The sequence below is a fragment of the Pseudomonas sp. FR229a genome (assembly GCF_030209115.1).
GTDB classification, from domain to species: Bacteria; Pseudomonadota; Gammaproteobacteria; order Pseudomonadales; family Pseudomonadaceae; genus Aquipseudomonas; species Aquipseudomonas moraviensis_A.
Genome location: NZ_JARVSP010000008.1, coordinates 212,054 through 233,888, shown reverse-complemented (window position 1 = coordinate 233,888; position 21,835 = coordinate 212,054). Strand labels below are relative to the sequence as shown.

Here is a 21,835-nt window from a genome sequence, read left to right as displayed (position 1 = left end):
CGCTCTTACTCTTTGTCCAGCTTGCCAACCAGCGACAGGGTGAAATCGGCCCCCATGTACTTGAAGTGCGGACGCACGTTCAAGCTCACGCGGTACCAGCCCGGCTCGCCTTCAACGTCGCTGACGATCACTTGCGCAGCGCGCAGCGGACGACGGCCACGCACTTCGGCGCTCGGGTTTTCCTGGTCGGCAACGTACTGACGGATCCACTTGTTCAGTTCCAGCTCGAGGTCGGTACGCTCTTTCCACGAACCGAGTTGCTCGCGCTGCAGCACTTTCAAGTAGTGAGCCAAGCGGTTGACGATCATCATGTACGGCAGTTGGGTGCCGAGCTTGTAGTTCAGCTCTGCCGCCTTGCCTTCTGCGCTGATGCCGAAGAACTTCGGCTTCTGCACCGAGCTGGCGGAGAAGAACGCCGCGTTGTCGGAGCCTTTACGCATGGTCAGGGAGATGAAGCCTTCCTCGGCCAGTTCGTATTCACGACGGTCGGAAACCAGTACTTCGGTAGGGATCTTGGTTTCGATTTCGCCCATGCTTTCGAAATGGTGCAAAGGCAGGTCTTCAACCGCGCCACCGCTCTGCGGGCCGATGATGTTCGGGCACCAGCGAAATTTGGCGAAGCTGTCGGTCAGTTTGGTGCCGAACGCGTAGGCCGTGTTGCCCCACAGGTAGTGCTCATGGCTGTTGGCAACGGTTTCCTTGTACACGAACGATTTCACCGGGTTTTCTTCCGGATCGTACGGGTTACGCAGCAGGAAACGCGGCACGGTCAGGCCAACGTAGCGCGAGTCTTCGGAGGTACGGAAGCTCTGCCATTTGGCGAATTGCGGGCCTTCGAAGTGGTCTTTCAGATCTTTCAGATCCGGCAGGCCGGTGAAGCTTTCCAGACCGAAGAATTTTGGCCCGGCGGCAGCGATGAACGGCGCGTGGGACATGCACGAAACGCTGGCCACGTACTGCATCAGCTTGACGTCTGGCGAGCTTGGCGACATGTAGTAGTTGGCGATGATCGCGCCCACCGGCTGACCACCGAACTGGCCGTATTCAGCGGTGTAGATGTGCTTGTACAGGCCCGACTGCATGACTTCCGGCGAATCTTCGAAATCGTCCAGCAGGTCTTCTTTGGAGACGTTGAGGATTTCGATCTTGATGTTTTCGCGGAAGTTGGTGCGGTCGACCAGCAACTGCAGACCACGCCACGACGATTCCAGTGCCTGGAAATCCGGGTGGTGGAGGATCTCGTCCATCTGACGGCTGAGCTTGGCATCGATCTCGGCGATCATGCGGTCAACCATGGCCTTCTTGACCGGCTCACCGTTGTTCTGCGGCTTGAGCAGTTCTTCGATGAACGCCGACACACCGCGCTTGGCGATGTCGTAGGCTTCGTCGTCCGGAGTCAGACGGGTTTCGGCGATGATGCTGTCGAGAATGCTGTACTCGCCGTTGCCGGCGCTCTTCTCTTGTGCTGCGCTAGTGCTCATTGTGTTGGCTTCCTTGGCTGGAGTCTCAGGCGTCCGGGGCTGCGGCGTTCAGGCCCAGCTCACCGAGTACGCGACCGCGGGATTCGTCGTCGGCGAGCACGCCTTCGATCGCTTTACGGAACGCAGGTGCGTTACCCAGCGGGCCTTTGAGGGCCACCAGCGCATCGCGCAGTTCCATCAGTTTTTTCAGCTCAGGCACTTGCTCGACCAGGCTGGCCGGGTTGAAGTCCTTCATCGAATTGACGCGCAATTGCACGGCCAGCTCTTCAGCCTCGCCATCTTCCTGCAGACGGTTCGGCACGCTCAGCGTCAGACCCAGCTCTTGCTTGGCCAGCACTTCGTCGAAGGTCACCTTGTCGATGCTGATCGGCTTGCGATCTTCGATTTTGCGATCGTCCTTGCGGTGGGTGTAGTCACCGATTGCCAGCAGCTTCAGCGGCAGTTCAATCTCTTCCTGAGCACCGCCGGTGGCGGGTTTGAAGGTGACGTTGATGCGTTCCTTGGGGGCTACCGAGCCTTCTTTGGCCATGGCTTTTCTCCTTGCGGTTGTGGCCCTGGGGCCTATTCGAGTACCACTTCGAGGTCGAGGTGGCACAGCCTGCGATAAATCTCTTCCTTGCGTTCACGTACGGCATGGTTCTGCGGCAACAACTCGCAGCAACTGTGCAGCAGGTGCAGCACTTGCAATGCAAGCTCCGGCTCCCAGGCGTGCAGGCCTGAGTCCAGTAATGTCTGATCGAGGGTTTCGAGCTGGTTCTTGGCCAGTTCGTATTTCTTGGCCAGGAAGCACAGCCGCGCGAGGGCGAACTGCCAGAAAAAGCGTTCGCGCCCGCCGAAGGCTGATTGCAGACCCTGCTTGAGAATCTGCACGGCGGGTTTCAAACCTTCCTTGCGCAGGATCGGCTGGACGTCCTCGAGGGCTTTTTCCCAGGCCGGCTGGGTTTCGACGTTTTCGCTTTCGACCTTGCGCGGTGCGCTGGCGCTTTGCAGGTGCGGCATGACGTTGGCGGCGATCCACGCCCGGGTGGACGGATCGGCAAACGGCGCGCCGTCATGGAAGCGCAACTCGATAATGCCCGGCAGGCGCTGAATCAAAAGCGCGAAGTGGATTTCCACTTCGCGCATGGCCAGCTCGGCGTTGAGGTTCTGCAGACATTCCCAGACCATCCTCTGGCCATCGAACCAGAACGGCGCCTTCGCCAGGCTCGCCTCCAGTTCCACCAGCAGGTCGGCGTATTTACCCTGATCGAAGCGGTCCTGATAGAGCTTGAGCTTTTCCAGCGGCAGGCCGCGCAGTACGGTGATCTGCTCGGCGTTGCGCTCGGGCACCGCATCAATGGTCATCCACAGCAGCGTACGGTTCAGGCGCAGGGCGCGCAGGTCGGTGGCCTTCTGCTTGAGCCACCAGGCGCACAACGGACGGGCGCTTTCCTGCTGGGCGCGCAGGGCTTTGTGCGCATCGCGTTCGTTGTCGATCGGCGCACCAGGGGTGAGCAACTGACTCGCGGCCTGCTTGACCTGCGCCACTGCCGCACCCACCACGCCGGGGGCCGGCTGGTTGTCGGCTGCGCGCTGGATCATGGTTTTCAGGCGACGGGAGATCGGCAGCAGCAGCGGCGCGTCATCGCCCAGATGTTCGGTGCAGGCAGCCTCGAGGCCGGCCAGGTGCTCAGAGAGCTGCCGGAACATCGGCAACTGCTCTTTGATCGCAATGTTTTCGGTGATGACCTGCTCGAGACGCGGCACCAGCCAGCCGATCGCGGCGGCGCGGGTGCGGGGTTTGAGCGGGTGGACGTCGGCCCAGTGATTTTCCGACAGATGGTGCAGCAGACCGAGGCCGGCGAGCAGCCCCGGAAAGGATTCGCGCTGATACAGCGACCACGTCAGCCAGGCGCCGACACGCAGATCCTTGGATTGGGTACGCAGCAGATTTTCGCTGTTTTCGCGGATTTTCAGCCAGTCGATCTGCCCGCTTTCGTGCATCGACGAAGCCTTGGCCAGCTCACTTTCCAGCGCCTCGAATTCGCTCGAGAAACGAACGTCTTCGCCCGCGAAATTCTCTTTGGAAACAGAGACTTTTGCGAGTTCGAGGTAATGGGCGGAAAGTTTGCTTGAGTAGGACATCCATGGCCTTTAGTAAGGATTACAGTCAGACGCGCGAATGGAGTTCAGCAACGCGGGACAGTATCGAAGAGCAGTGACGCGACTCATCCAATTGAGATGTGCTCTTTCAAGTGGGCGCATCGTAATCACTATGATGGCCACTAGCAAGCATCTGATTAAACAACAAGACGAAGTGTTCAGTGGGCTCTGTAGGAGATCGCCCTATATGTCACAGGGGTTTCCCTGAGGCCGCTTATTAATCAGCGCATTTTCCCTGCTCCCGCCAAACCATTGACCCAGAGCCTCCCGCCCCGGCCGGGCGAGTTTACCGGACGCTCGCATCCTCGAGCGGCGTGCAGCATGCCAAATTCAAAAAAAAATTGAAGTAGGACACTTCCGAATGACTAACGGCATATTTCAACCAATCGTTCGCGACAACGAGCAGTTCAAAAAGTGCCATCACAATGATGGCATCTCGCTTAATGAAACTTCATTCTGCAACAAATACGCCCTCGCATTGCAACGTCGATAGTTATCAGTGCGCCTTTTTTATAAGCTATCGCACTTAATGGCGGAAAATACTCTGATAAAAGACAGGGATAATTCTTACAAAGATTCATATCTTGCAGGGGATTGGCTCCGGAGCCGGGCACAAGCAAATTCCCCCTCATGAAACGCAGGTCAGGAGCTTTAACTCATGGAATTGAAACCTCTGTTTTTCGCAGCGCTCATGTGGCTGCCCATCACCCAGGCGTCAGCGCAAACCCCACCATTGGACGGCCATTACTATCTGACCGGCGCAATGGAAATGGGCGCTGAGTTGTTATTGCGCAAGGACGGGACGTTTGACGCGGGTGTGGCGTATGGCAGTGCCGATGGTTTTGCCAAAGGCACCTGGAAAGTAGAGAACCAGACAGTGTGGCTGAAAAGCCAGACCAAACCCGCTTCCGACAGTGATCTGGGCGGGCTGTTCCAGGACCTGCAATTGGCAATCGAACCAAACTGTCTGGCCGTGGATTTCGGCAACGGCAAGGCTTGCTTCCGCCGCCAGTAAGTCATCAGGCAACCACAAAAAATGGGCACCCGACCGCAATCGGTGTGCCCATTTTTTTGCGGTTCTCCCCGTTATTCAGGGAAGTACGCCGCCATCAAGGATTGACGCTGTCTTTCAACGATTTGCCTGGCTTGAACGCAACGGTGTTGCTGGCCTTGATCTTGACCGGTTCGCCGGTTTGCGGATTTTTGCCGGTGCGAGCGCCGCGGTGGCGTTGCAGGAAGGTGCCGAAGCCGACCAGCGTCACGCTGTCCTTGCGGTGCAGGGCGCCGGTGATTTCTTCGAGGACGGCGTTGAGGACGCGGTTGGCCTGTTCTTTGGTCAGGTCTGCCTTTTCGGCGATTGCAGCGGCGAGTTCTGGTTTACGCATTAGTGAAGCCCCTTTGACGGTTTTTTGTTGTTATGTCCGTGCTGTTCTCGTTGGAACAGCGCCCAAGGCGCCGCAGGCTCTACTCTGCGGCAGACGGGAGTGAGAATGGCACGCCGCCAACGGCGGCGCCAGTCTCCCCAAGAGCTTTGTCGGGGCAAAAGAGCGGTGATTACGACAGAACGACCGGCATTTACGCCAGCAGCGGCGGCAGCTGTTTGTTCAAGGCCAGTTTTTCCATGACGGCCGCCCCAGTCAGGGCGTATCCGAGCAACCGACCGTCGGCACTGTGGCATAGCGCCTTGATATCGGCGCCCTGCCCTTCGACGCTCCATACACCTTCGCTGCCCCGTGGCGGCGGCGACACCACCAGCGGGCATACCGGGGTTTTCACGGTGATCGGCATCGGCCCGTAACTGACCGCGGTCGGGTTTCCGGCGAGGGTTTGCGCCAGCGCCCGAGCGCAACTCATCAGCGGCATCACGTAGAGCAGATTGAGCCCATCGACTTCGGCGCAGTCGCCCAAGGCGAAGATGTTGGCGTGGGAAGTCTTCAGGTACCGATCGACCATCACACCGCGATTGATCTGCACGCCGGCAGCCGCCGCCAGATCGATGCGTGGGCGCAGGCCGATCGCCGAGACGACCACATCGCACGGGATGATCTGGCCGTCGGACAGGTGTGCTTCCAGGCCATCGGTGACTTTCTCCAGCCGGGTCAGCACCGGGCCGAGATGAAACTTCGCTCCGATACTTTCCAGCCCGGCATGTACGGCGGCCGCAGCGGCGGGATGCAAGAGCATCGGCATGACCTGCTCGCACGGCGCGACCAATTGCACTTCGTAGCCGCCAAGGATCAGGTCATTGGCAAATTCGCAGCCAATCAGCCCGGCCCCCAGCACCAACACCCGACGCTTGCCCGCCGCGGCGGCACGAAAGCGCGCGTAGTCTTCGAGATCGTTGATCGGAAACACCAGATCGCTGCCGTCGCCTTCGATCGGTACGCGCACGGTTTCCGCGCCCCAGGCAAGGATCAGGTCGCGATAGGGCACGGCTTCTTCGCCGATCCACAAGCGTTTGTGGCCGGCGTCGATGCCGCTGATGCGCGTGTGGGTGCGCACTTCGGCCTTCAACTGCTCGGCCATGGCGCCGGGTTCGGCCATGCTCAGGCCGTCGGCGTCCTTGTTCTTGCCGAAACCGGTGGAGAGCATCGGCTTGGAGTAAGAGCGGCCGTCATCGGCGGTGATCAGCAACAGCGGGGTTTCGCTGTCGAGCTTGCGAAACTCCCGGGCCAGGTTATAGCCCGCAAGCCCGGTGCCGATGATGACGACTGGTGCGCTCATGCCTTACTCCTTGTGTGTTTTCAGTTGATTTCGATCATTTCGAAGTCCATTTTGCCGACGCCGCAGTCGGGGCACAGCCAGTCTGCCGGTACGTCTTCCCAGCGGGTGCCCGCCGCGATGCCGTCATCCGGCCAGCCATCGGCTTCGTTATAGATCAGGCCACAGACGATACATTGCCACTTCTTCATTCAGGTACTTCCTCAGGGTTCAGGCGTAGTGCCGGCGCGGACGGTCGATGGGTGCTGCGCTGCCATCCGGCTCAGGGCGTTTTGTACTGAGGGTGCCGGGCAGATGCAAGCCTGTTCGGCGCAACGGCGGCCGGCGCCACTCGATCTTGTCGCCCGCCATGGTAAGCTCGGCGCCTCATTTGCGGCCAATAATGACTCATTGTGCAACATTCAAATGCCTGCCCCGCCCCGCTCTGGCTGAGCCAGAACCGCCTGACGCCCCGCCCCGATCCGCTGACCCTCGACTGGCTGTTCGACGAAGGTTCGCTGACCCGCCGTCTGACCCGTTTGTCCGAGGATGGCTTCAGCGTGTCGCCGTTGTTCGAAGGCTGGGACACCCTGCGCGCTGACGAATGCACAGCGCTGGATCTGGCCGAGGGCAGCGAAGGCTGGGTGCGTGAGGTGTATCTGCGCGGTCATGGCGAAGCCTGGGTGTTTGCCCGCAGCGTCGCCGCGCGCGCGGCCCTGCAAGGCGATGGGCTGCACATGGATGAACTGGGCAGCCGCTCGTTGGGCGAATTGCTGTTTTGCGATCAGGCGTTCCAGCGTCGCGCGATTGAAGTCTGCCACTACCCTGAACAATGGCTGCCGTCAGCGGTGAGAGCCCCTGAGCTGTGGGGCCGGCGTTCGCGTTTCGATCGTGGCGCGCTGAGCGTGCTGGTCGCGGAAATCTTCCTGCCGAGCCTGTGGGACGCCGCCCGCGCCCACCCGGAGAACTGCTGATGTATCAGAGCCTGCTCAAGTCCCTCAACCGTCTGAACCCGCGCGCCTGGGATTTCGTTCAGTTGACGCGCATGGACAAGCCGATCGGTATTTACCTGCTGCTGTGGCCGACGCTGTGGGCACTGTGGATCGCCGGCAAGGGTTCACCGTCGCTGGCCAATATCGTCATCTTCGTCCTCGGCGTGGTGCTGACCCGCGCCGGCGGCTGCGTGATCAATGACTGGGCCGACCGCAAGGTCGACGGCCACGTCAAACGCACCGCACAACGGCCGCTGGCCAGCGGCCGGATCAGTTCGAAAGAAGCGCTGGTGTTCTTCGCCGTGCTGATGGGCATCAGTTTTCTGCTGGTGCTGTGCACCAACGCGCCGACCATCTGGCTGTCGCTCGGCGGTCTGGCGCTGGCGTTCACTTATCCGTTCATGAAGCGCTACACCTACTACCCGCAAGTGGTGCTGGGCGCGGCGTTTTCCTGGGGCATGCCCATGGCCTTCACCGCCGAGACCGGCGAGCTGCCAGCGGCGGCGTGGCTGCTGTGGATCGCCAATCTGCTGTGGACGGTGGGTTACGACACTTATTACGCGATGACCGACCGCGATGACGACCTGAAGATCGGCGTGAAATCGACGGCGATTCTGTTTGGCGAGGCCGATCGAGTGATCATCCTCAGCTTGCAGGCGCTGTCGCTGGGCTGCCTGGTCCTGGCCGGGTCGAAGTTTGAGCTGGGCGTCTGGTTCCACCTTGGCTTGCTGGTGGCGGCCGGGTGTTACGGGTGGGAATTCTGGTACACGCGCAGCAAGGACCGCATGCGTTGCTTCAAGGCGTTTTTGCACAATCACTGGGCCGGGTTGGCGATCTTTGTCGGGATCGTGCTGGATTACGCACTGCGCTAAATACAACCCCTGTAGGAGTGAGCCTGCTCGCGATAGCGGTGTGTCAGTTGACGAAAGCATCGACTGACACACCGCTATCGCGAGCAGGCTCACTCCTACAAGGGGACCGTGGTTATTTGGCTTTGGCGACTTTCCAGGCGCCGTCCATTTTGCCGTCGCCGGTCATGTCACCGGCCTTCTTGTCCATCACGAAGGTGTACAGCGGCATGCCTTGGTAGGCCCACTGCATCGTGCCGTCGTCACGCTTGATCACCGTCCAGTCGCCCATGGATTTATCGCCTGCCTCAGCCTTCAGCGGCGGCCAATTCGCCGCGCATTTGTCGTTGCAGGCAGATTTGCCAGCGGAATCCTTGGCAAAGGTGTACAGGGTCATGCCCTTGTGATCGGTGTACATGCCGTCCTTCTCCATCACCGGATCGGCAGCCATGGCCAGTCCCGGCAGAGTCAGGGCGGCGGCCATCAGCAGGGCTTTGAAAGAAGCAGTCATCTGAGTCATGGAAACCTTCTTTTGTGGTTGTCAGGATTCGGACTTAGAGCTTAGTCGAGGATGCGGACAAATGTTGCCGGCCTGAAATACTGTCACACGACTGCAATAATTCCGTTATCTAATGCGGCGCAAGACAGTTAAATGACAAGAGGATTAAGGCATGGTTGGCAGGAGCATTCTGATCGTCGACGACGAAGCGCCCATTCGCGAAATGATCGCCGTGGCGTTGGAAATGGCCGGCTATGACTGCCTCGAGGCAGAGAACTCGCAGCAGGCCCACGCCATCATCGTCGACCGCAAGCCGGACCTGATCCTGCTCGACTGGATGCTGCCCGGCACTTCCGGCATCGAACTGGCCCGACGCCTCAAGCGTGACGAGCTGACCGGAGACATCCCGATCATCATGCTCACTGCCAAGGGCGAAGAAGACAACAAGATCCAGGGCCTGGAAGTCGGCGCCGACGACTACATCACCAAACCGTTTTCCCCCCGTGAACTGGTCGCCCGCCTCAAAGCCGTGCTGCGCCGCGCCGGCCCGACCGATGGCGAAGCGCCGATCGAAGTCGGCGGCCTGCTGCTCGACCCGATCAGCCACCGCGTGACCATCGACGGCAAACCCGCCGAGATGGGCCCGACCGAATACCGTCTGCTGCAATTCTTCATGACCCATCAGGAACGCGCCTACACCCGTGGCCAGTTGCTCGACCAGGTTTGGGGCGGCAATGTCTATGTCGAGGAGCGCACGGTCGACGTGCATATCCGCCGCCTGCGCAAGGCCCTCGGCGACGCCTACGAAAATCTGGTACAAACCGTGCGCGGCACCGGCTACCGGTTCTCCACAAAAGCGTAAAAGCAGCTGCAAGTTTCTAGCTACATGCGGCAAGTGAAAGCCGATCCGTTTTAGCTTGGAGCTTGCGGCTTGAAACTTGAAGCTGCGGCTAAGGACGCCCTCGTGAATCAAAACTGGCATGGCACCCTGATTCGCCACATGCTGTTGCTGGTCACCGCCTGCCTGGTGATCGGCCTGATCACCGGCTATTACGGCTGGAGCCTCGCGGCCGGCCTGGGTCTCTATCTGGCCTGGACGCTCAAGCAATTGCTGCGTCTGCACGAATGGCTGCGCCAGCACCAGCCCGACGAAGCGCCGCCCGATGGCTATGGTCTGTGGGGCGAGGTCTTCGACAGCATCTACCACCTGCAACGTCGCGACCAACGGGTGCGCGGGCGCCTGCAAGCGGTGATCGACCGGGTGCAGGAATCCACCGCTGCGTTGAAAGACGCGGTGATCATGCTCGACAGCGACGGCAATCTGGAATGGTGGAACCGCGCCGCCGAAACCCTGCTCGGCCTGAAGACTCCGCAGGACAGCGGCCAACCGGTGACCAACCTGGTGCGGCACCCGCGCTTCAAGGAGTATTTCGAGCAGGACAGCTTCGCCGAGCCGCTGGAGATTCCCTCGCCGACCAATGATCGGGTGCGCATTCAGCTGTACCTGACCCGCTACGGCAACAATGAACACCTGATGCTGGTCCGCGATGTCACGCGCATCCATCAGTTGGAACAGATGCGCAAGGATTTCATCGCCAACGTCTCCCATGAGTTGCGCACCCCGCTGACAGTGATCTGCGGCTACCTGGAAACCCTGCTCGACAATATCGAAGAAGTGAACCCGCGCTGGAGCCGTGCCCTGCAACAGATGCAGCAACAGGGCGGGCGCATGCAGACGCTGCTCAACGATTTGTTGCTGTTGGCCAAGCTGGAAGCCACCGATTACCCGTCGGACAACCAGCCGGTGCAGATCGACACGCTGCTGCAATCGATCACCAGCGATGCGCAGCAGTTGTCCGGCGCGAAAAACCAGCGCATCACCCTGGAAGCCGACGCCCGCCTGGTGCTCAAGGGCAGCGAGGCCGAACTGCGCAGTGCGTTTTCCAATCTGGTGTTCAACGCGGTCAAGTACACCCCGGCCGAGGGCAACATCCGCATCCGCTGGTGGGGCGACGAGCAAGGCGCGCACCTCAGCGTGCAGGATTCCGGCATCGGCATCGACAGCAAACATCTGCCGCGCCTGACCGAACGCTTCTACCGTGTGGACTCCAGTCGCAACTCCAACACCGGCGGCACCGGCCTCGGCCTGGCCATCGTCAAACACGTGTTGTTGCGCCACCGCGCGCGCATGGAGATCAGCAGCGTGCCCGGCCACGGCAGCACGTTCACCTGCCATTTCGCCCCGGCCCAGGTGGCCAGCGCACGGGCCATCAGCGCCACCGAGTGACGCCGCCCGGCACGCGCCACTAGGCAATCGCCCGGTCAGCCGCTACATTGGCTGACTTGTGCCTGCCTTTCAGGCGCTGTCTGTCCCTACTTTCGAATCACACGGAACCCGCAAAACTCCATCATGGACCCTTCCCCTGGCTTGTCCCTCGCTACCATTTTTGCCGACTTCGGCATGATCCTTTTTGCTCTGATCCTGGTTTTGCTCAACGGCTTTTTCGTTGCGGCGGAATTCGCCATGGTCAAACTGCGCTCGACCCGGGTCGAGGCCATCGCTGAACAGAACGGCTGGCGCGGACACATCCTGCGCACCGTGCACAGTCAGCTCGATGCCTACCTGTCGGCGTGCCAGCTCGGCATCACCCTCGCCTCCCTCGGCCTGGGCTGGGTCGGTGAGCCGGCGTTCGCGCACATTCTCGAGCCGCTGCTGAGCGCCATCGGCGTCGACTCGCCCGAGGTCGTCAAAGGCGTGTCGTTCTTCACCGCGTTCTTTATCATTTCGTACCTGCACATCGTGGTCGGTGAGCTGGCGCCAAAGTCGTGGGCGATCCGCAAGCCCGAGCTTTTGTCGCTGTGGACGGCGGTGCCGCTGTACCTGTTCTACTGGGCCATGTACCCGGCAATCTACCTGCTCAACGCCAGCGCCAACGCGATTCTGCGTATCGCAGGGCAAGGCGAACCCGGCCCGCACCATGAACACCATTACAGCCGCGAAGAACTGAAACTGATCCTGCACTCCAGCCGTGGTCAGGACCCAAGCGATCAGGGCATGCGCGTATTGGCTTCGGCCGTGGAAATGGGCGAACTGGAAGTGGTCGACTGGGCCAACTCCCGCGAAGACCTGATCACCCTCGAATTCAACGCGCCGCTGAAGGAAATCCTGGCGATGTTCCGTCGCCACAAGTTCAGCCGTTACCCGGTGTACGACAGCGAGCGCCAGGAGTTCGTCGGTCTGCTGCACATCAAGGATCTGCTGCTGGAACTGGCGGCGCTGGACCACATTCCCGAGTCGTTCAACCTGGCTGAGCTGACCCGCCCACTGGAGCGCGTGTCGCGGCACATGCCGCTGTCGCAGTTGCTGGAGCAGTTCCGCAAGGGCGGCTCGCACTTTGCCGTGGTCGAGGAGGCTGACGGCAACATCATCGGCTACCTGACCATGGAAGACGTGCTGGAAGTGCTGGTCGGCGACATTCAGGACGAACACCGCAAGGCTGAACGCGGCATTCTCGCCTATCAACCGGGCAAGCTGCTGGTACGTGGTGATACGCCGTTGTTCAAGGTCGAGCGCCTGCTCGGCATCGATCTGGATCACATCGAAGCGGAAACCCTCGCCGGGCTGGTCTACGAAACCCTGAAACGGGTGCCGGAAGAGGAAGAAGTGCTGGAAGTCGAAGGCCTGCGGATCATCATCAAGAAGATGAAAGGACCGAAGATTGTTTTGGCCAAGGTGTTGATGCTGGATTGAGTGCAATGCGGGAAACCGCGTTGCCTGCCAAAAGATCGCAGCCTTCGGCAGCTCCTACAGGGATCGCATTCCCATGTAAGAGCTGCCGCAGGCTGCGATCTTTTGCTCTATTGCTTGCCCAGCGCAAAGTTGGGCAACGCCCCCAGCGGCTGGTTGAACTGATACGGAATCGACACCAGCCCTTCGCCGGTATTGCGCTGCACCACGAAGTGCAAGTGCGGGCCGCTGCTGTTGCCGGTATTGCCCGACAGGGCCAGCGGGCTGCCGACCTTGACCCGCTGCCCTTCGCGCACGCTCACCGAACCCTGTTTCAGATGCAGATACACGCCCATGGTGCCGTCATCGTGCAGCACCCGGACGAAATTGCCGGAGGCATCGGTGCCGCGCCCGCTCTGGGCATTCTCGGTCTTGACCACCACCCCCGCTCGCGCGGCAATGATCGGTGTGCCCACCGGCATGGCGATGTCCATGGCGTAGCGATTCTTCGGCCCATAGTGGCTGTACTGCCCGTTGGCGCCTTGGCTGAGGCGGAACGGTCCGCCACGCCAGGGCAGCGGATAGCGATAGCTCTGCGCGGTGCCTGCGGGGTCGCCCAGCGAATACTGGAACTGCGGCGAATACACCAGCGGCTGGTCACGGCTGATCGCTGTCAGCAGCGCCAGCCGCGTGTTGCTGCGCGGCGGCAGTACGCGACGGATCGCCTGCGCGGGCGCGCCACGCACATTGCTCGTGCCGATGAAGGCCAGCGCAACCTCGACCGGCGCGTACAGATCGTTGCGCGCAAACACCACATCAACGCCCTTCTGCTTCTTGATGTCCAGGTACACCTGGCGATCAAGGCGTTCGACCATGCGATCCTGAAAAACGAACACTTTCGCGCCTTTGCTCGGGCGGTCACTGTACGAGACCACGCCGTTGGCGTCGGTGGATTTGTAGATGGTCATGGCCATCGCCAGCTGGGAGGCCAGGCAGAGACCGCAGAAAAACAGCAGGCGCGCGAGCATGGGCAAGAGTCTGTCGAAGGAAGGCCTGGGAATCAGCCTAGCAGCTGAGACAGACCAGGCTAGTCGACAGATGTTTCAAATTGGCCAGCACACAAAGCAAAAGATCGCAGCCTTCGGCAGCTCCTACATGAGAATGCGATCCCCTGTAGGAGCTGCCGAAGGCTGCGATCTTTTGGGCCGCTGCAGTTACGCGCCGGGTACGAAATGCTTCTGCGCCGTGCCACGGGCGATCAGGCGCGAGATGTAGTCGAGCTTCTGTGCGTCCTGGTCGACGAAGCGGAAAGTCAGTTGCAGCCAGTCGCTGTCGGCTTTCTGCTCGTGGGCGACGATGGCGTGCAGGTAACCATTGAGGCGAGCGATCTCGGCGTTGTCGCCCTGCTCCAGATCGAGCACGGCGCTGTCGAGGATCTGCGGCAGGGTTTCGGTGCGCTTCACTACCAGCAGCGCTTCCTTGATGCTCAAGGCCTTGATCACGCATTGCTGGGTGCCGCTCGGCAGGCGTAGCTGGCCCTGACCGCGACCACCCACCGGCGCTTTCGAGGCGCCAGCTGCCTGCACCGGCGGGCTGTTGAGCAAACCACGCGATGGTGCAGCGGCGGCTGCCGGAGCGGCGACAGGCTTGGCAAACGGGTTGGCTGCAGCGGCGGCCGGGGCGCCGCCGACCACGGCAGGCTTGCCACCGGTCAGTGCGCTCAGGGAATCGTTGCCGAACGCTGAATTCATCTTCGTCGGTGCGCTGTTCATCAAGGTGTCGAGCTTGCCGACCTTGTTCAGCGCCTGCTTGACCTTGGTCAGCAATTGCTCGTTGGTGAACGGCTTGCTGACGTAACCGGATACGCCGGCCTGAATCGCCTGCACGACGTTTTCCTTGTCGCCACGGCTGGTGACCATGATGAACGGCATGGTCTTGAGGTTGTCCTGCTCGCGGCACCAGGTCAGCAGTTCGAGGCCGGACATTTCCGGCATTTCCCAGTCGCACAGCACCAGGTCGAAGGCTTCTCGGGCCAGCATGGCCTGGGCCTTTTTGCCGTTGATGGCGTCCTCGGTGCGAATCCCCGGGAAGTAATTACGCAGGCACTTTTTCACCAGGTCACGAATGAACGAAGCGTCGTCCACGACCAACACACTGATCTTGCTCATCCAACACCCCTATTAAAATCCCGGCAAGCATAACGCTGGCTGATGGCACATTGCCAAAACTCTTCAGTCACGCCGGGACTTTTCGTTCGCGGGTGCTGCTTTTTAATTCGCTTTAATTCGCCTCCGCCTTTGAAAAGCAGAAACAAAAACGCCCGGCCAGAGGGCCGGGCGCTTTTCTCAGGCAATCTTACTTATCGTCAGCTTCGCCCGGAACATTAGCGGTTTCAGCACTTGTGCCTTCAACTTCTTCCTTCATGCGCTTGAGGCCCATATGGCGCACGTCGGTGCCGCGCACCAGGTAGATCACCAGTTCCGAGATGTTGCGCGCATGATCGCCGATGCGCTCCAGCGAACGCAGGACCCAGATAATGCTCAGCACCCGCGAGATAGAGCGCGGGTCTTCCATCATGTAGGTGGCCAGCTCACGCAGAGCGGTCTTGTATTCGCGGTCGATGATCTTGTCGTACTGCGCCACCGACAAGGCCAGATCAGCGTCGAAACGCGCGAAAGCGTCGAGCGCATCGCGAACCATGTTGCGCACTTGGTCGCCGATGTGACGAACCTCGACGTAACCGCGCGGCGCTTCGCCTTCTTCGCACAACTGGATGGCACGGCGGGCGATCTTGGTGGCTTCGTCGCCGATACGCTCAAGGTCGATCACCGACTTGGAAATGCTGATGATCAAACGCAGGTCGGACGCCGCCGGCTGACGACGGGCGAGAATGCGCAGGCATTCTTCGTCGATGTTGCGTTCCATCTGGTTGATCTGATCGTCGATCTCACGGACCTGCTGAGCCAGACCGGAGTCGGCTTCGATCAGCGCCGTGACCGCATCGTTGACCTGCTTCTCGACCAGCCCGCCCATGGCAAGGAGGTGGCTGCGCACTTCCTCCAGTTCAGCGTTGAACTGCGCGGAAATATGATGAGTGAGGCCTTCTTTGGAAATCATGCATTCGCTCCGAAAAAGCGTTTAACCAAGAGCTGCAAGCTACAAGCTGCAAGCTGAAATTTGTCGTTACGCTGAACCGCTTTGACTTGCCGCTCGTAGCTTGAAGCTCGCGGCTGCTTCAATCAGCCGTACCGCCCCGTGATGTAGTCTTCGGTCTGCTTCTTCGCCGGGTTGGTGAACAGGGTATCGGTATCGCCGAATTCCACCAGTTTGCCCATGTACATGAATGCCGTGTAGTCGGATACCCGCGCGGCCTGTTGCATGTTGTGGGTAACGATGACGATGGTGAACTTGGACTTGAGCTCGTAGATCAGCTCTTCGACCTTCAGCGTCGAGATCGGGTCGAGGGCCGAGCACGGTTCGTCGAGCAGCAACACCTCCGGCTCGACCGCGATGGTGCGGGCGATGACCAGACGCTGTTGCTGACCACCGGAAAGGCCAAGGGCCGAGTCGTGCAGGCGGTCCTTGACTTCATCCCACAGCGCCGCGCCTTTCAACGCCCACTCGACCGCTTCGTCGAGAATGCGCTTCTTGTTGATGCCTTGAATGCGCAAGCCGTAGACCACGTTTTCGTAGATGGTCTTCGGGAACGGATTGGGCTTCTGGAACACCATGCCGACACGACGACGCAACTCGGCAACGTCTTCGCCCTTGCGATAGATGTTGTTGCCGTACAGGTTGATCGCGCCCTCGACGCGGCAGCCGTCGACCAGATCGTTCATCCGGTTGAAGGTACGCAGCAGCGTCGACTTACCGCAGCCGGACGGGCCGATGAACGCGGTCACACGCTGCTTCGGAATGTTCATGCTGACGTCGAACAGCGCCTGTTTCTCGCCGTAGTACAGGCTCAGGCCCGGCACTTCGATGGCAACGGTTTCCTGCGCCAGGTCCAGGCTCTGCTTGTCGCGGCCCAGGGCAGACATGTTGATGCCGTGGCTGTGTGTTTCGTGCTGCATGGGAGGCTCCCTGTGCTAACAAATTCGGTTCGTTTTTTGTAGGAGTGAGCCTGCTCGCGATCCAGGCGCTGCGGTTTGTCTATCAAAGCGCGGTGTTGCCATCGCGAGCAGGCTCACTCCTACATGAGAAATCAGCTGTCCAGTGCTTTGTATTTTTCGCGCAGGTGGTTGCGGATATACACCGCCGAAAGGTTCAACGTCGCGATCACCAGCACCAGCAGCAGCGCGGTGGCGTAGACCAGCGGGCGGGCGGCTTCGACGTTCGGGCTCTGGAAGCCGACGTCATAGATGTGGAAGCCCAGGTGCATGATCTTCTGGTCCAGGTGCAGGTACGGGTAGTTGCCGTCCACCGGCAGCGACGGCGCCAGTTTCACCACACCCACCAGCATCAGCGGCGCCACTTCACCGGCGGCGCGCGCCACGGCGAGGATCATGCCGGTCATCATTGCCGGGCTGGCCATCGGGATAACGATTTTCCACAGCGTTTCCGCTTTGGTCGCGCCGAGGGCCAACGAACCTTCACGCACGGTACGCGGGATACGCGCCAGACCTTCTTCGGTCGCCACGATCACCACCGGCACTGCGAGCAAGGCCAGAGTCAGCGAGGCCCAGAGCAGGCCCGGCGTGCCGAAGGTCGGTGCCGGCAATGCTTCAGGGAAGAACAAGCGGTCGACCGAACCACCCAGCACGTAGACGAAGAAGCCCAGGCCGAACACGCCGTAGACGATCGCCGGTACGCCGGCGAGGTTGTTCACCGCGATACGAATGACGCGAGTCAGGGTGTTCTGCTTGGCGTATTCACGCAGGTACACCGCCGCCAGCACGCCGAACGGGGTGACGATCATCGCCATGATCAGGGTCATCATCACGGTGCCAAAGATCGCCGGGAAAATCCCGCCTTCGGTGTTGGCTTCACGGGGATCATCGGAGAGGAATTCCCAGATTTTGCTGAAGTAGAAACCGACCTTGGTCAACGTGCTCATCGCGTTCGGCTGGTAGGCGTGAACCACTTTGCCCAGACCGATTTCAATCTCTTTGCCGTTGGCATCGCGAGCGGTCAACGCGTCGCGGTTGAACTGCGCATGCAGATCGGCCAGACGCGCCTCGATGTCCTGATAGCGCGCGTTCAACTCGGCGCGCTCGGATTCCATGTCCGCTTGTGCGGTGGCGTCGAGTTTGCCTTCAAGCTCCAGCTTGCGGCCGTGCAGGCGGATGCGTTCGAGGCCGGCGTTGATCGCGCCGATGTCGACTTTTTCCAGCGATTTCAGTTGTGCAGCGAGGCCGTTCACGCGGTCGATGCGCGCTTGCAGTTCAGGCCATGCGGCCTCGCCCTCGGCGATGACCTTGCCGTCCTGTTTGACGTTGACCAGGTAGCCGTAGAAGTTGCCCCACTCACGACGCTCGATCGCCATCAGCTCGGGCGGCGTGGTCTGGTTGGACAGCCACTCGCCGACGATCCAGGTGAAGTCGTTGCCGTTCAGGTCACGGTTGCCGACCTTGATCAGCTCGCGGGTCATGAATTCCGGGCCTTCGTCCGGCACCGGCAGGCCGGCACTCTTCAGACGGGCACGCGGCACTTCTTCTTTTTGCACCACTTCGCCGATCACCAGGTGATTGGCCTGGCCCGGTACGTCGTAATGCGCGTGGATCAGATCCGCCGGCCAGAAGTGACCGAGACCGCGCACGGCAATCACCGCCAACAGGCCAATGGTCATGATGACCGCGATGGACACCGCGCCACCGCTGATCCAGACGCCGGGGGCGCCGCTCTTGAACCATCCTTTCAGGGAGTTCTGTTTCACAGACTTCTACCTTTGCTTAAAGCGACGAGTATTTCTTGCGCAGACGCTGACGAATCAGTTCTGCCAGGGTGTTCATGACGAAGGTGAACATCAGCAGCACCAATGCCGAGAGGAACAGCACGCGGTAGTGGCTGCCGCCGACTTCCGACTCGGGCATTTCCACCGCGACGTTGGCGGCCAGGGTGCGCAGGCCTTCGAACAGGTTCATCTCCATGACCGGGGTGTTGCCGGTGGCCATCAGCACGATCATGGTCTCGCCGACCGCACGGCCCATGCCGATCATCAGCGCCGAGAAAATGCCCGGACTGGCGGTCAGGATCACCACGCGGGTCATGGTCTGCCATGGCGTGGCGCCGAGGGCCAGAGAACCCAGGGTCAGGCCGCGCGGCACGCTGAACACGGCGTCTTCGGCGATCGAGTAGATGTTCGGGATCACCGCAAAACCCATGGCCAGACCGACCACCAGAGCGTTGCGCTGGTCGTAGGTGATGCCCAGGTCGTGGGAAATCCACATGCGCATGTCGCCACCGAATAACCAGTTCTCCATGAACGGACTCATGTACAGCGACAGCCAGCCCACAAACAGGATCACCGGAATCAGCAGCGCACTTTCCCAGCCATCCGGGACTTTCAGGCGGATCGACTCGGGCAGGCGGCTGAAGGTGAAACCGGCGACGAGGATGCCGATCGGCAGCAGCATCAACAGGCTGAAAATCCCCGGCAGATGACCTTCGACATACGGCGCCAGGAACAGGCCGGCGAAGAAACCGAGGATCACCGTCGGCATCGCTTCCATCAGCTCGATCACCGGTTTGACCTTGCGGCGCATGCCCGGGGCCATGAAGTACGCGGTGTAGATCGCCGCAGCGACGGCCAGTGGCGCCGCCAGCAACATCGCGTAGAACGCGGCTTTCAGGGTGCCGAAGGTCAGCGGCGACAGGCTCAGTTTCGGTTCGAAATCGGTGTTGGCCGCCGTCGATTGCCAGACGTATTTAGGCTCGTCGTAGTTCTCGTACCAGACCTTGCTCCACAACGCGCTCCACGAGACTTCCGGGTGCGGGTTGTCGAGCAGCAGCGGTTGCAGCTTGCCGCCGGCTTCGACGATCACCCGGTTGGCGCGTGGCGACAGACCGAACAGGCCCTGGCCTTCAACTACCTGATCAACCAGCAAAGTGCGGTGCGCGGTGCTGTGGAACACGCCGAGCTTGCCGCTGGCATCGAGGGCGAGGAAGCCTTTGCGGCGTTCTTCGGCAGCGATTTCAACGATCGGTGTGGTGCCCATCTGGAAAGTGCGGATCTGCTTCAGGCGCAGCTCGCCATCGGTGTCGCGGGCCATGAACCACTGGGCCAGACCGCCCTTGGAATCACCGACGATCAGCGAGATGCCGCCGACCAGTTGCCCGGTCGCAGTGACTTCGGCGTCGGCATTTTCCAGCAGTTTGTAGCGGCCGTTGAGGCTCTTGTCGCGCAGGCTGAACACGTCGGCCTGGGCACGTCCGTTGACCACGTACAGCCATTGCTGACGCGGGTCGACGAAGATGTTTTTCACCGGCTCGGTCATCTGCGGCAGATCGATACGCTTCTGCTCGTTGGTGACTTCGCCGGTCATCATGTTTTCTTCGCTGGTCAGCGAGAGCACGTTGAGTTGCGAACCGGTGGAGCCGACCAGCATCAGCGTCGAGTCGGTGGCGTTGAGGCTGACATGCTCCAGCGCGCCGCCGCTTTCATTCAGCGCGATCGGCGCCTCACCGTACGGGTATTCGATGGCCGGGCTGATGGTTTTCTTGCCATCCGGGTAGCTGACTTTATAGGTGTGACGGAACACCAGCGCCTGGCCGTTGGACAGGCCTACGGCCACCAGCGGATGGCCCGGCTGATCTTCGCCAATCGAAGTCACCGTTGCGCCCGCCGGCAATGGCAGGTCGACGCGCTTGAGTTCAGCGCCACTGTCGATATCGAAAAACAGCGCCTGGCCCTTGTCGGAGACGCGCATGGCCACCTGATTCTGCTCCTCGAGCGAGATCATCAGCGGCTTGCCGGCGTCCTGCATCCAGGCCGGGGTGATCGAGTCTTTCGCGGTCAGGTCGGCACCCTGGAACAAGGGCGCAACGACATACGCGAGGAAAAAGAAAATCAGGGTGATTGCCGCGAGCACCGCCAGGCCGCCAACAAGGACGTACCAGCGGGTGAAGCGATCCTTGAGCGCGCGAATGCGACGCTTGCGTTGCAGCTCAGGCGTATTGAAATCAATGCGCTTGGGAGGGGAAGACGTAGTCATTGGGGAATTGGCCAGATCATTCATGCGCACACCCTAGCGATCCTGTATGACAGAAAGATGACAGTGCAGTGACGCAGCAAATCCGCCGCCAGCGGGATGCTGGAGGAGGATCGAAAATTCGATGTCGTGAAACCTGTGCAGGAGCTGTCGAGGGAACCGAGGCTGCGATCTTTTGATCTTGCGATCAGAGGCCAGATCAAAAGATCGCAGCCTCGGTTCCCTCGTCAGTTCCTACAGGGTTTCAGCAGGTCCGGGTTTTGCCCCCGGATCCAAAGTGTTATTTCTTGGCGACCGCGCCGCCTTCCTGCAGACCCAGGTCAGCCAGAGCTTTGGCAGCAACCTTGGCTGGCAGCGGGATGTAGCCGTCTTTCACTACCACTTCCTGGCCCTGTTTCGACAGCACCAGCTTCACGAACTCGGCTTCCAGCGGGGCCAGAGGCTTGTTCGGGGCCTTGTTGACGTAAACGTAGAGGAAGCGCGACAGCGGATACTTGCCGTTCAGGGCGTTTTCTTCGGTGTCTTCGATGAACTCGGAGCTGCCTTTCTTGGCCAGAGGTACGGTTTTCACGCTGGCGGTCTTGTAACCGATGCCCGAGTAACCGATGCCGTTGAGCGAGGAGCTGATCGACTGCACTACCGACGCCGAACCTGGTTGCTCGTTGACGTTAGGCTTGTAGTCGCCTTTGCACAGGGCTTCTTCCTTGAAGTAGCCGTAGGTGCCGGATACCGAGTTGCGGCCGAACAATTGCACTGGCTTGTTGGCCAGGTCGCCGGTCACGCCAAGATCGCCCCAGGTTTTCACGTCGGCCTTGGCGCCGCACAGGCGGGTCGACGAGAAGATCGCATCAACCTGTTCCATGGTCAGGTGCTGGATCGGGTTGTCCTTGTGCACGAACACCGCCAGGGCGTCCACGGCAACCGGGATAGCGGTGGGCTTGTAGCCATACTTCTGCTCGAAGGCCGCCAGTTCGGTGTCCTTCATCTTGCGGCTCATCGGGCCCAGGTTAGAGGTGCCTTCGGTCAGCGCAGGTGGTGCAGTGGCCGAGCCTGCTGCCTGAATCTGGATGTTGACGTTCGGGTATTCTTTTTTGTAGTTCTCGGCCCAGAGGGTCATGAGGTTGGCCAGGGTATCGGAACCGACGCTGGACAGGTTGCCCGACACACCAGTGGTCTTGGTGTAGCTCGGGATAGCAGGGTCAACAGCGGCGAACGCGTTGGCAGTCGCAACGCCAGCAGCGACAAAAGTCATTGCCGCCATCAAACGCTTCAGTTTCATGCCTTACTCCTAGCAGA

At 60.6% G+C, this 21,835-nt stretch carries 20 protein-coding genes; 6 read left to right on the top strand and 14 right to left on the bottom strand.

Translation table 11 applies throughout. The features are described from left to right. Positions 1-5: 5 nt before the first annotated feature. Genes tssC through tssA form a run of 3 tightly spaced genes read right to left on the bottom strand, consistent with a single transcriptional unit; the run spans position 6 to position 3,605 of the window. Positions 6-1,481, bottom strand: coding sequence for a type VI secretion system contractile sheath large subunit (tssC, locus tag QRN33_RS07665; RefSeq protein ID WP_007920272.1), 1,476 nt, complete (start codon positions 1,479-1,481; stop codon positions 6-8). A 25-nt stretch (positions 1,482-1,506) separates the two neighbouring features. After that, positions 1,507-2,010, bottom strand: a complete 504-nt coding sequence (gene tssB / locus QRN33_RS07660) for a type VI secretion system contractile sheath small subunit (protein ID WP_042608085.1) — start codon at positions 2,008-2,010, stop codon at positions 1,507-1,509. 32 nt (positions 2,011-2,042) lie between these two features. After that, positions 2,043-3,605, bottom strand: a complete 1,563-nt coding sequence (tssA, locus tag QRN33_RS07655; RefSeq protein WP_253497264.1) for a type VI secretion system protein TssA — start codon at positions 3,603-3,605, stop codon at positions 2,043-2,045. Positions 3,606-4,281: 676 nt separating this feature from the next. Between tssA and QRN33_RS07650 the strand changes: the two genes are divergently transcribed. Further along, positions 4,282-4,638 carry a hypothetical protein gene (locus QRN33_RS07650; RefSeq protein WP_252873587.1) on the top strand — a complete coding sequence of 119 codons (357 nt, stop codon included), beginning with the start codon at positions 4,282-4,284 and terminating at the stop codon, positions 4,636-4,638. 94 nt (positions 4,639-4,732) lie between these two features. On the opposite strand, the gene QRN33_RS07645 is transcribed toward QRN33_RS07650, so the two are convergent. From QRN33_RS07645 to QRN33_RS07635, 3 genes are all read right to left on the bottom strand, one after another. Then, a complete protein-coding gene (locus QRN33_RS07645; protein WP_003213368.1) occupies positions 4,733-5,008 on the bottom strand; it encodes an HU family DNA-binding protein in 276 nt (91 codons plus the stop codon). Between the two features lie 190 nt (positions 5,009-5,198). Continuing rightward, complete coding sequence (locus tag QRN33_RS07640) at positions 5,199-6,347, bottom strand: NAD(P)/FAD-dependent oxidoreductase (protein WP_285407846.1); 1,149 nt, start codon at positions 6,345-6,347, stop codon at positions 5,199-5,201. Positions 6,348-6,367: 20 nt separating this feature from the next. Next, a complete protein-coding gene (locus QRN33_RS07635) occupies positions 6,368-6,535 on the bottom strand; it encodes a rubredoxin (protein ID WP_016772491.1) in 168 nt (55 codons plus the stop codon). Positions 6,536-6,736: 201 nt separating this feature from the next. Here QRN33_RS07635 and QRN33_RS07630 point away from each other — a divergent pair, with 201 nt between their 5' ends. Next, positions 6,737-7,297: a chorismate--pyruvate lyase family protein gene (locus tag QRN33_RS07630; RefSeq protein ID WP_083353843.1), complete on the top strand. Its 561-nt coding sequence runs from the start codon at positions 6,737-6,739 to the stop codon at positions 7,295-7,297. After that, positions 7,297-8,187: a 4-hydroxybenzoate octaprenyltransferase gene (gene ubiA, locus QRN33_RS07625; protein ID WP_064365141.1), complete on the top strand. Its 891-nt coding sequence runs from the start codon at positions 7,297-7,299 to the stop codon at positions 8,185-8,187. Before QRN33_RS07630 ends, ubiA begins: the two co-directional genes overlap by 1 nt. A gap of 112 nt (positions 8,188-8,299) precedes the next feature. On the opposite strand, the gene QRN33_RS07620 is transcribed toward ubiA, so the two are convergent. Continuing rightward, positions 8,300-8,683 (bottom strand): COG4315 family predicted lipoprotein, encoded by a 384-nt coding sequence (locus QRN33_RS07620; RefSeq protein WP_065616386.1) that lies wholly within the window; start codon positions 8,681-8,683, stop codon positions 8,300-8,302. 151 nt (positions 8,684-8,834) lie between these two features. Between QRN33_RS07620 and phoB the strand changes: the two genes are divergently transcribed. The 3 genes from phoB to QRN33_RS07605 all read left to right on the top strand — a co-directional run bounded on the left by phoB (position 8,835) and on the right by QRN33_RS07605 (position 12,413). Next, a complete protein-coding gene (gene phoB, locus QRN33_RS07615; protein WP_007896474.1) occupies positions 8,835-9,524 on the top strand; it encodes a phosphate regulon transcriptional regulator PhoB in 690 nt (229 codons plus the stop codon). A 138-nt stretch (positions 9,525-9,662) separates the two neighbouring features. Then, positions 9,663-10,949 (top strand): phosphate regulon sensor histidine kinase PhoR, encoded by a 1,287-nt coding sequence (gene phoR / locus QRN33_RS07610; protein WP_285408137.1) that lies wholly within the window; start codon positions 9,663-9,665, stop codon positions 10,947-10,949. A 123-nt stretch (positions 10,950-11,072) separates the two neighbouring features. Then, positions 11,073-12,413, top strand: a complete 1,341-nt coding sequence (locus QRN33_RS07605) for a hemolysin family protein (protein WP_042608078.1) — start codon at positions 11,073-11,075, stop codon at positions 12,411-12,413. 107 nt (positions 12,414-12,520) lie between these two features. On the opposite strand, the gene QRN33_RS07600 is transcribed toward QRN33_RS07605, so the two are convergent. The 7 genes from QRN33_RS07600 to QRN33_RS07570 form a co-directional block, all read right to left on the bottom strand. Further along, positions 12,521-13,417, bottom strand: coding sequence for a peptidoglycan DD-metalloendopeptidase family protein (locus QRN33_RS07600; RefSeq protein WP_123417701.1), 897 nt, complete (start codon positions 13,415-13,417; stop codon positions 12,521-12,523). A gap of 186 nt (positions 13,418-13,603) precedes the next feature. Then, entirely contained in the window at positions 13,604-14,557 is a 954-nt protein-coding gene (locus QRN33_RS07595) for a response regulator (protein ID WP_042608076.1), read from the bottom strand. A 187-nt stretch (positions 14,558-14,744) separates the two neighbouring features. Further along, complete coding sequence (phoU, locus tag QRN33_RS07590; RefSeq protein WP_016772483.1) at positions 14,745-15,506, bottom strand: phosphate signaling complex protein PhoU; 762 nt, start codon at positions 15,504-15,506, stop codon at positions 14,745-14,747. A gap of 122 nt (positions 15,507-15,628) precedes the next feature. After that, positions 15,629-16,462: a phosphate ABC transporter ATP-binding protein PstB gene (gene pstB / locus QRN33_RS07585; RefSeq protein WP_016772482.1), complete on the bottom strand. Its 834-nt coding sequence runs from the start codon at positions 16,460-16,462 to the stop codon at positions 15,629-15,631. A 131-nt stretch (positions 16,463-16,593) separates the two neighbouring features. Next, entirely contained in the window at positions 16,594-18,264 is a 1,671-nt protein-coding gene (gene pstA, locus QRN33_RS07580) for a phosphate ABC transporter permease PstA (RefSeq protein ID WP_285407838.1), read from the bottom strand. 16 nt (positions 18,265-18,280) lie between these two features. Beyond that, positions 18,281-20,314, bottom strand: a complete 2,034-nt coding sequence (locus QRN33_RS07575) for an ABC transporter permease family protein (protein WP_285408135.1) — start codon at positions 20,312-20,314, stop codon at positions 18,281-18,283. A 505-nt stretch (positions 20,315-20,819) separates the two neighbouring features. Beyond that, a complete protein-coding gene (locus QRN33_RS07570) occupies positions 20,820-21,818 on the bottom strand; it encodes a phosphate ABC transporter substrate-binding protein PstS (RefSeq protein ID WP_042608073.1) in 999 nt (332 codons plus the stop codon). Between the last annotated feature and the right edge of the window lie 17 nt (positions 21,819-21,835).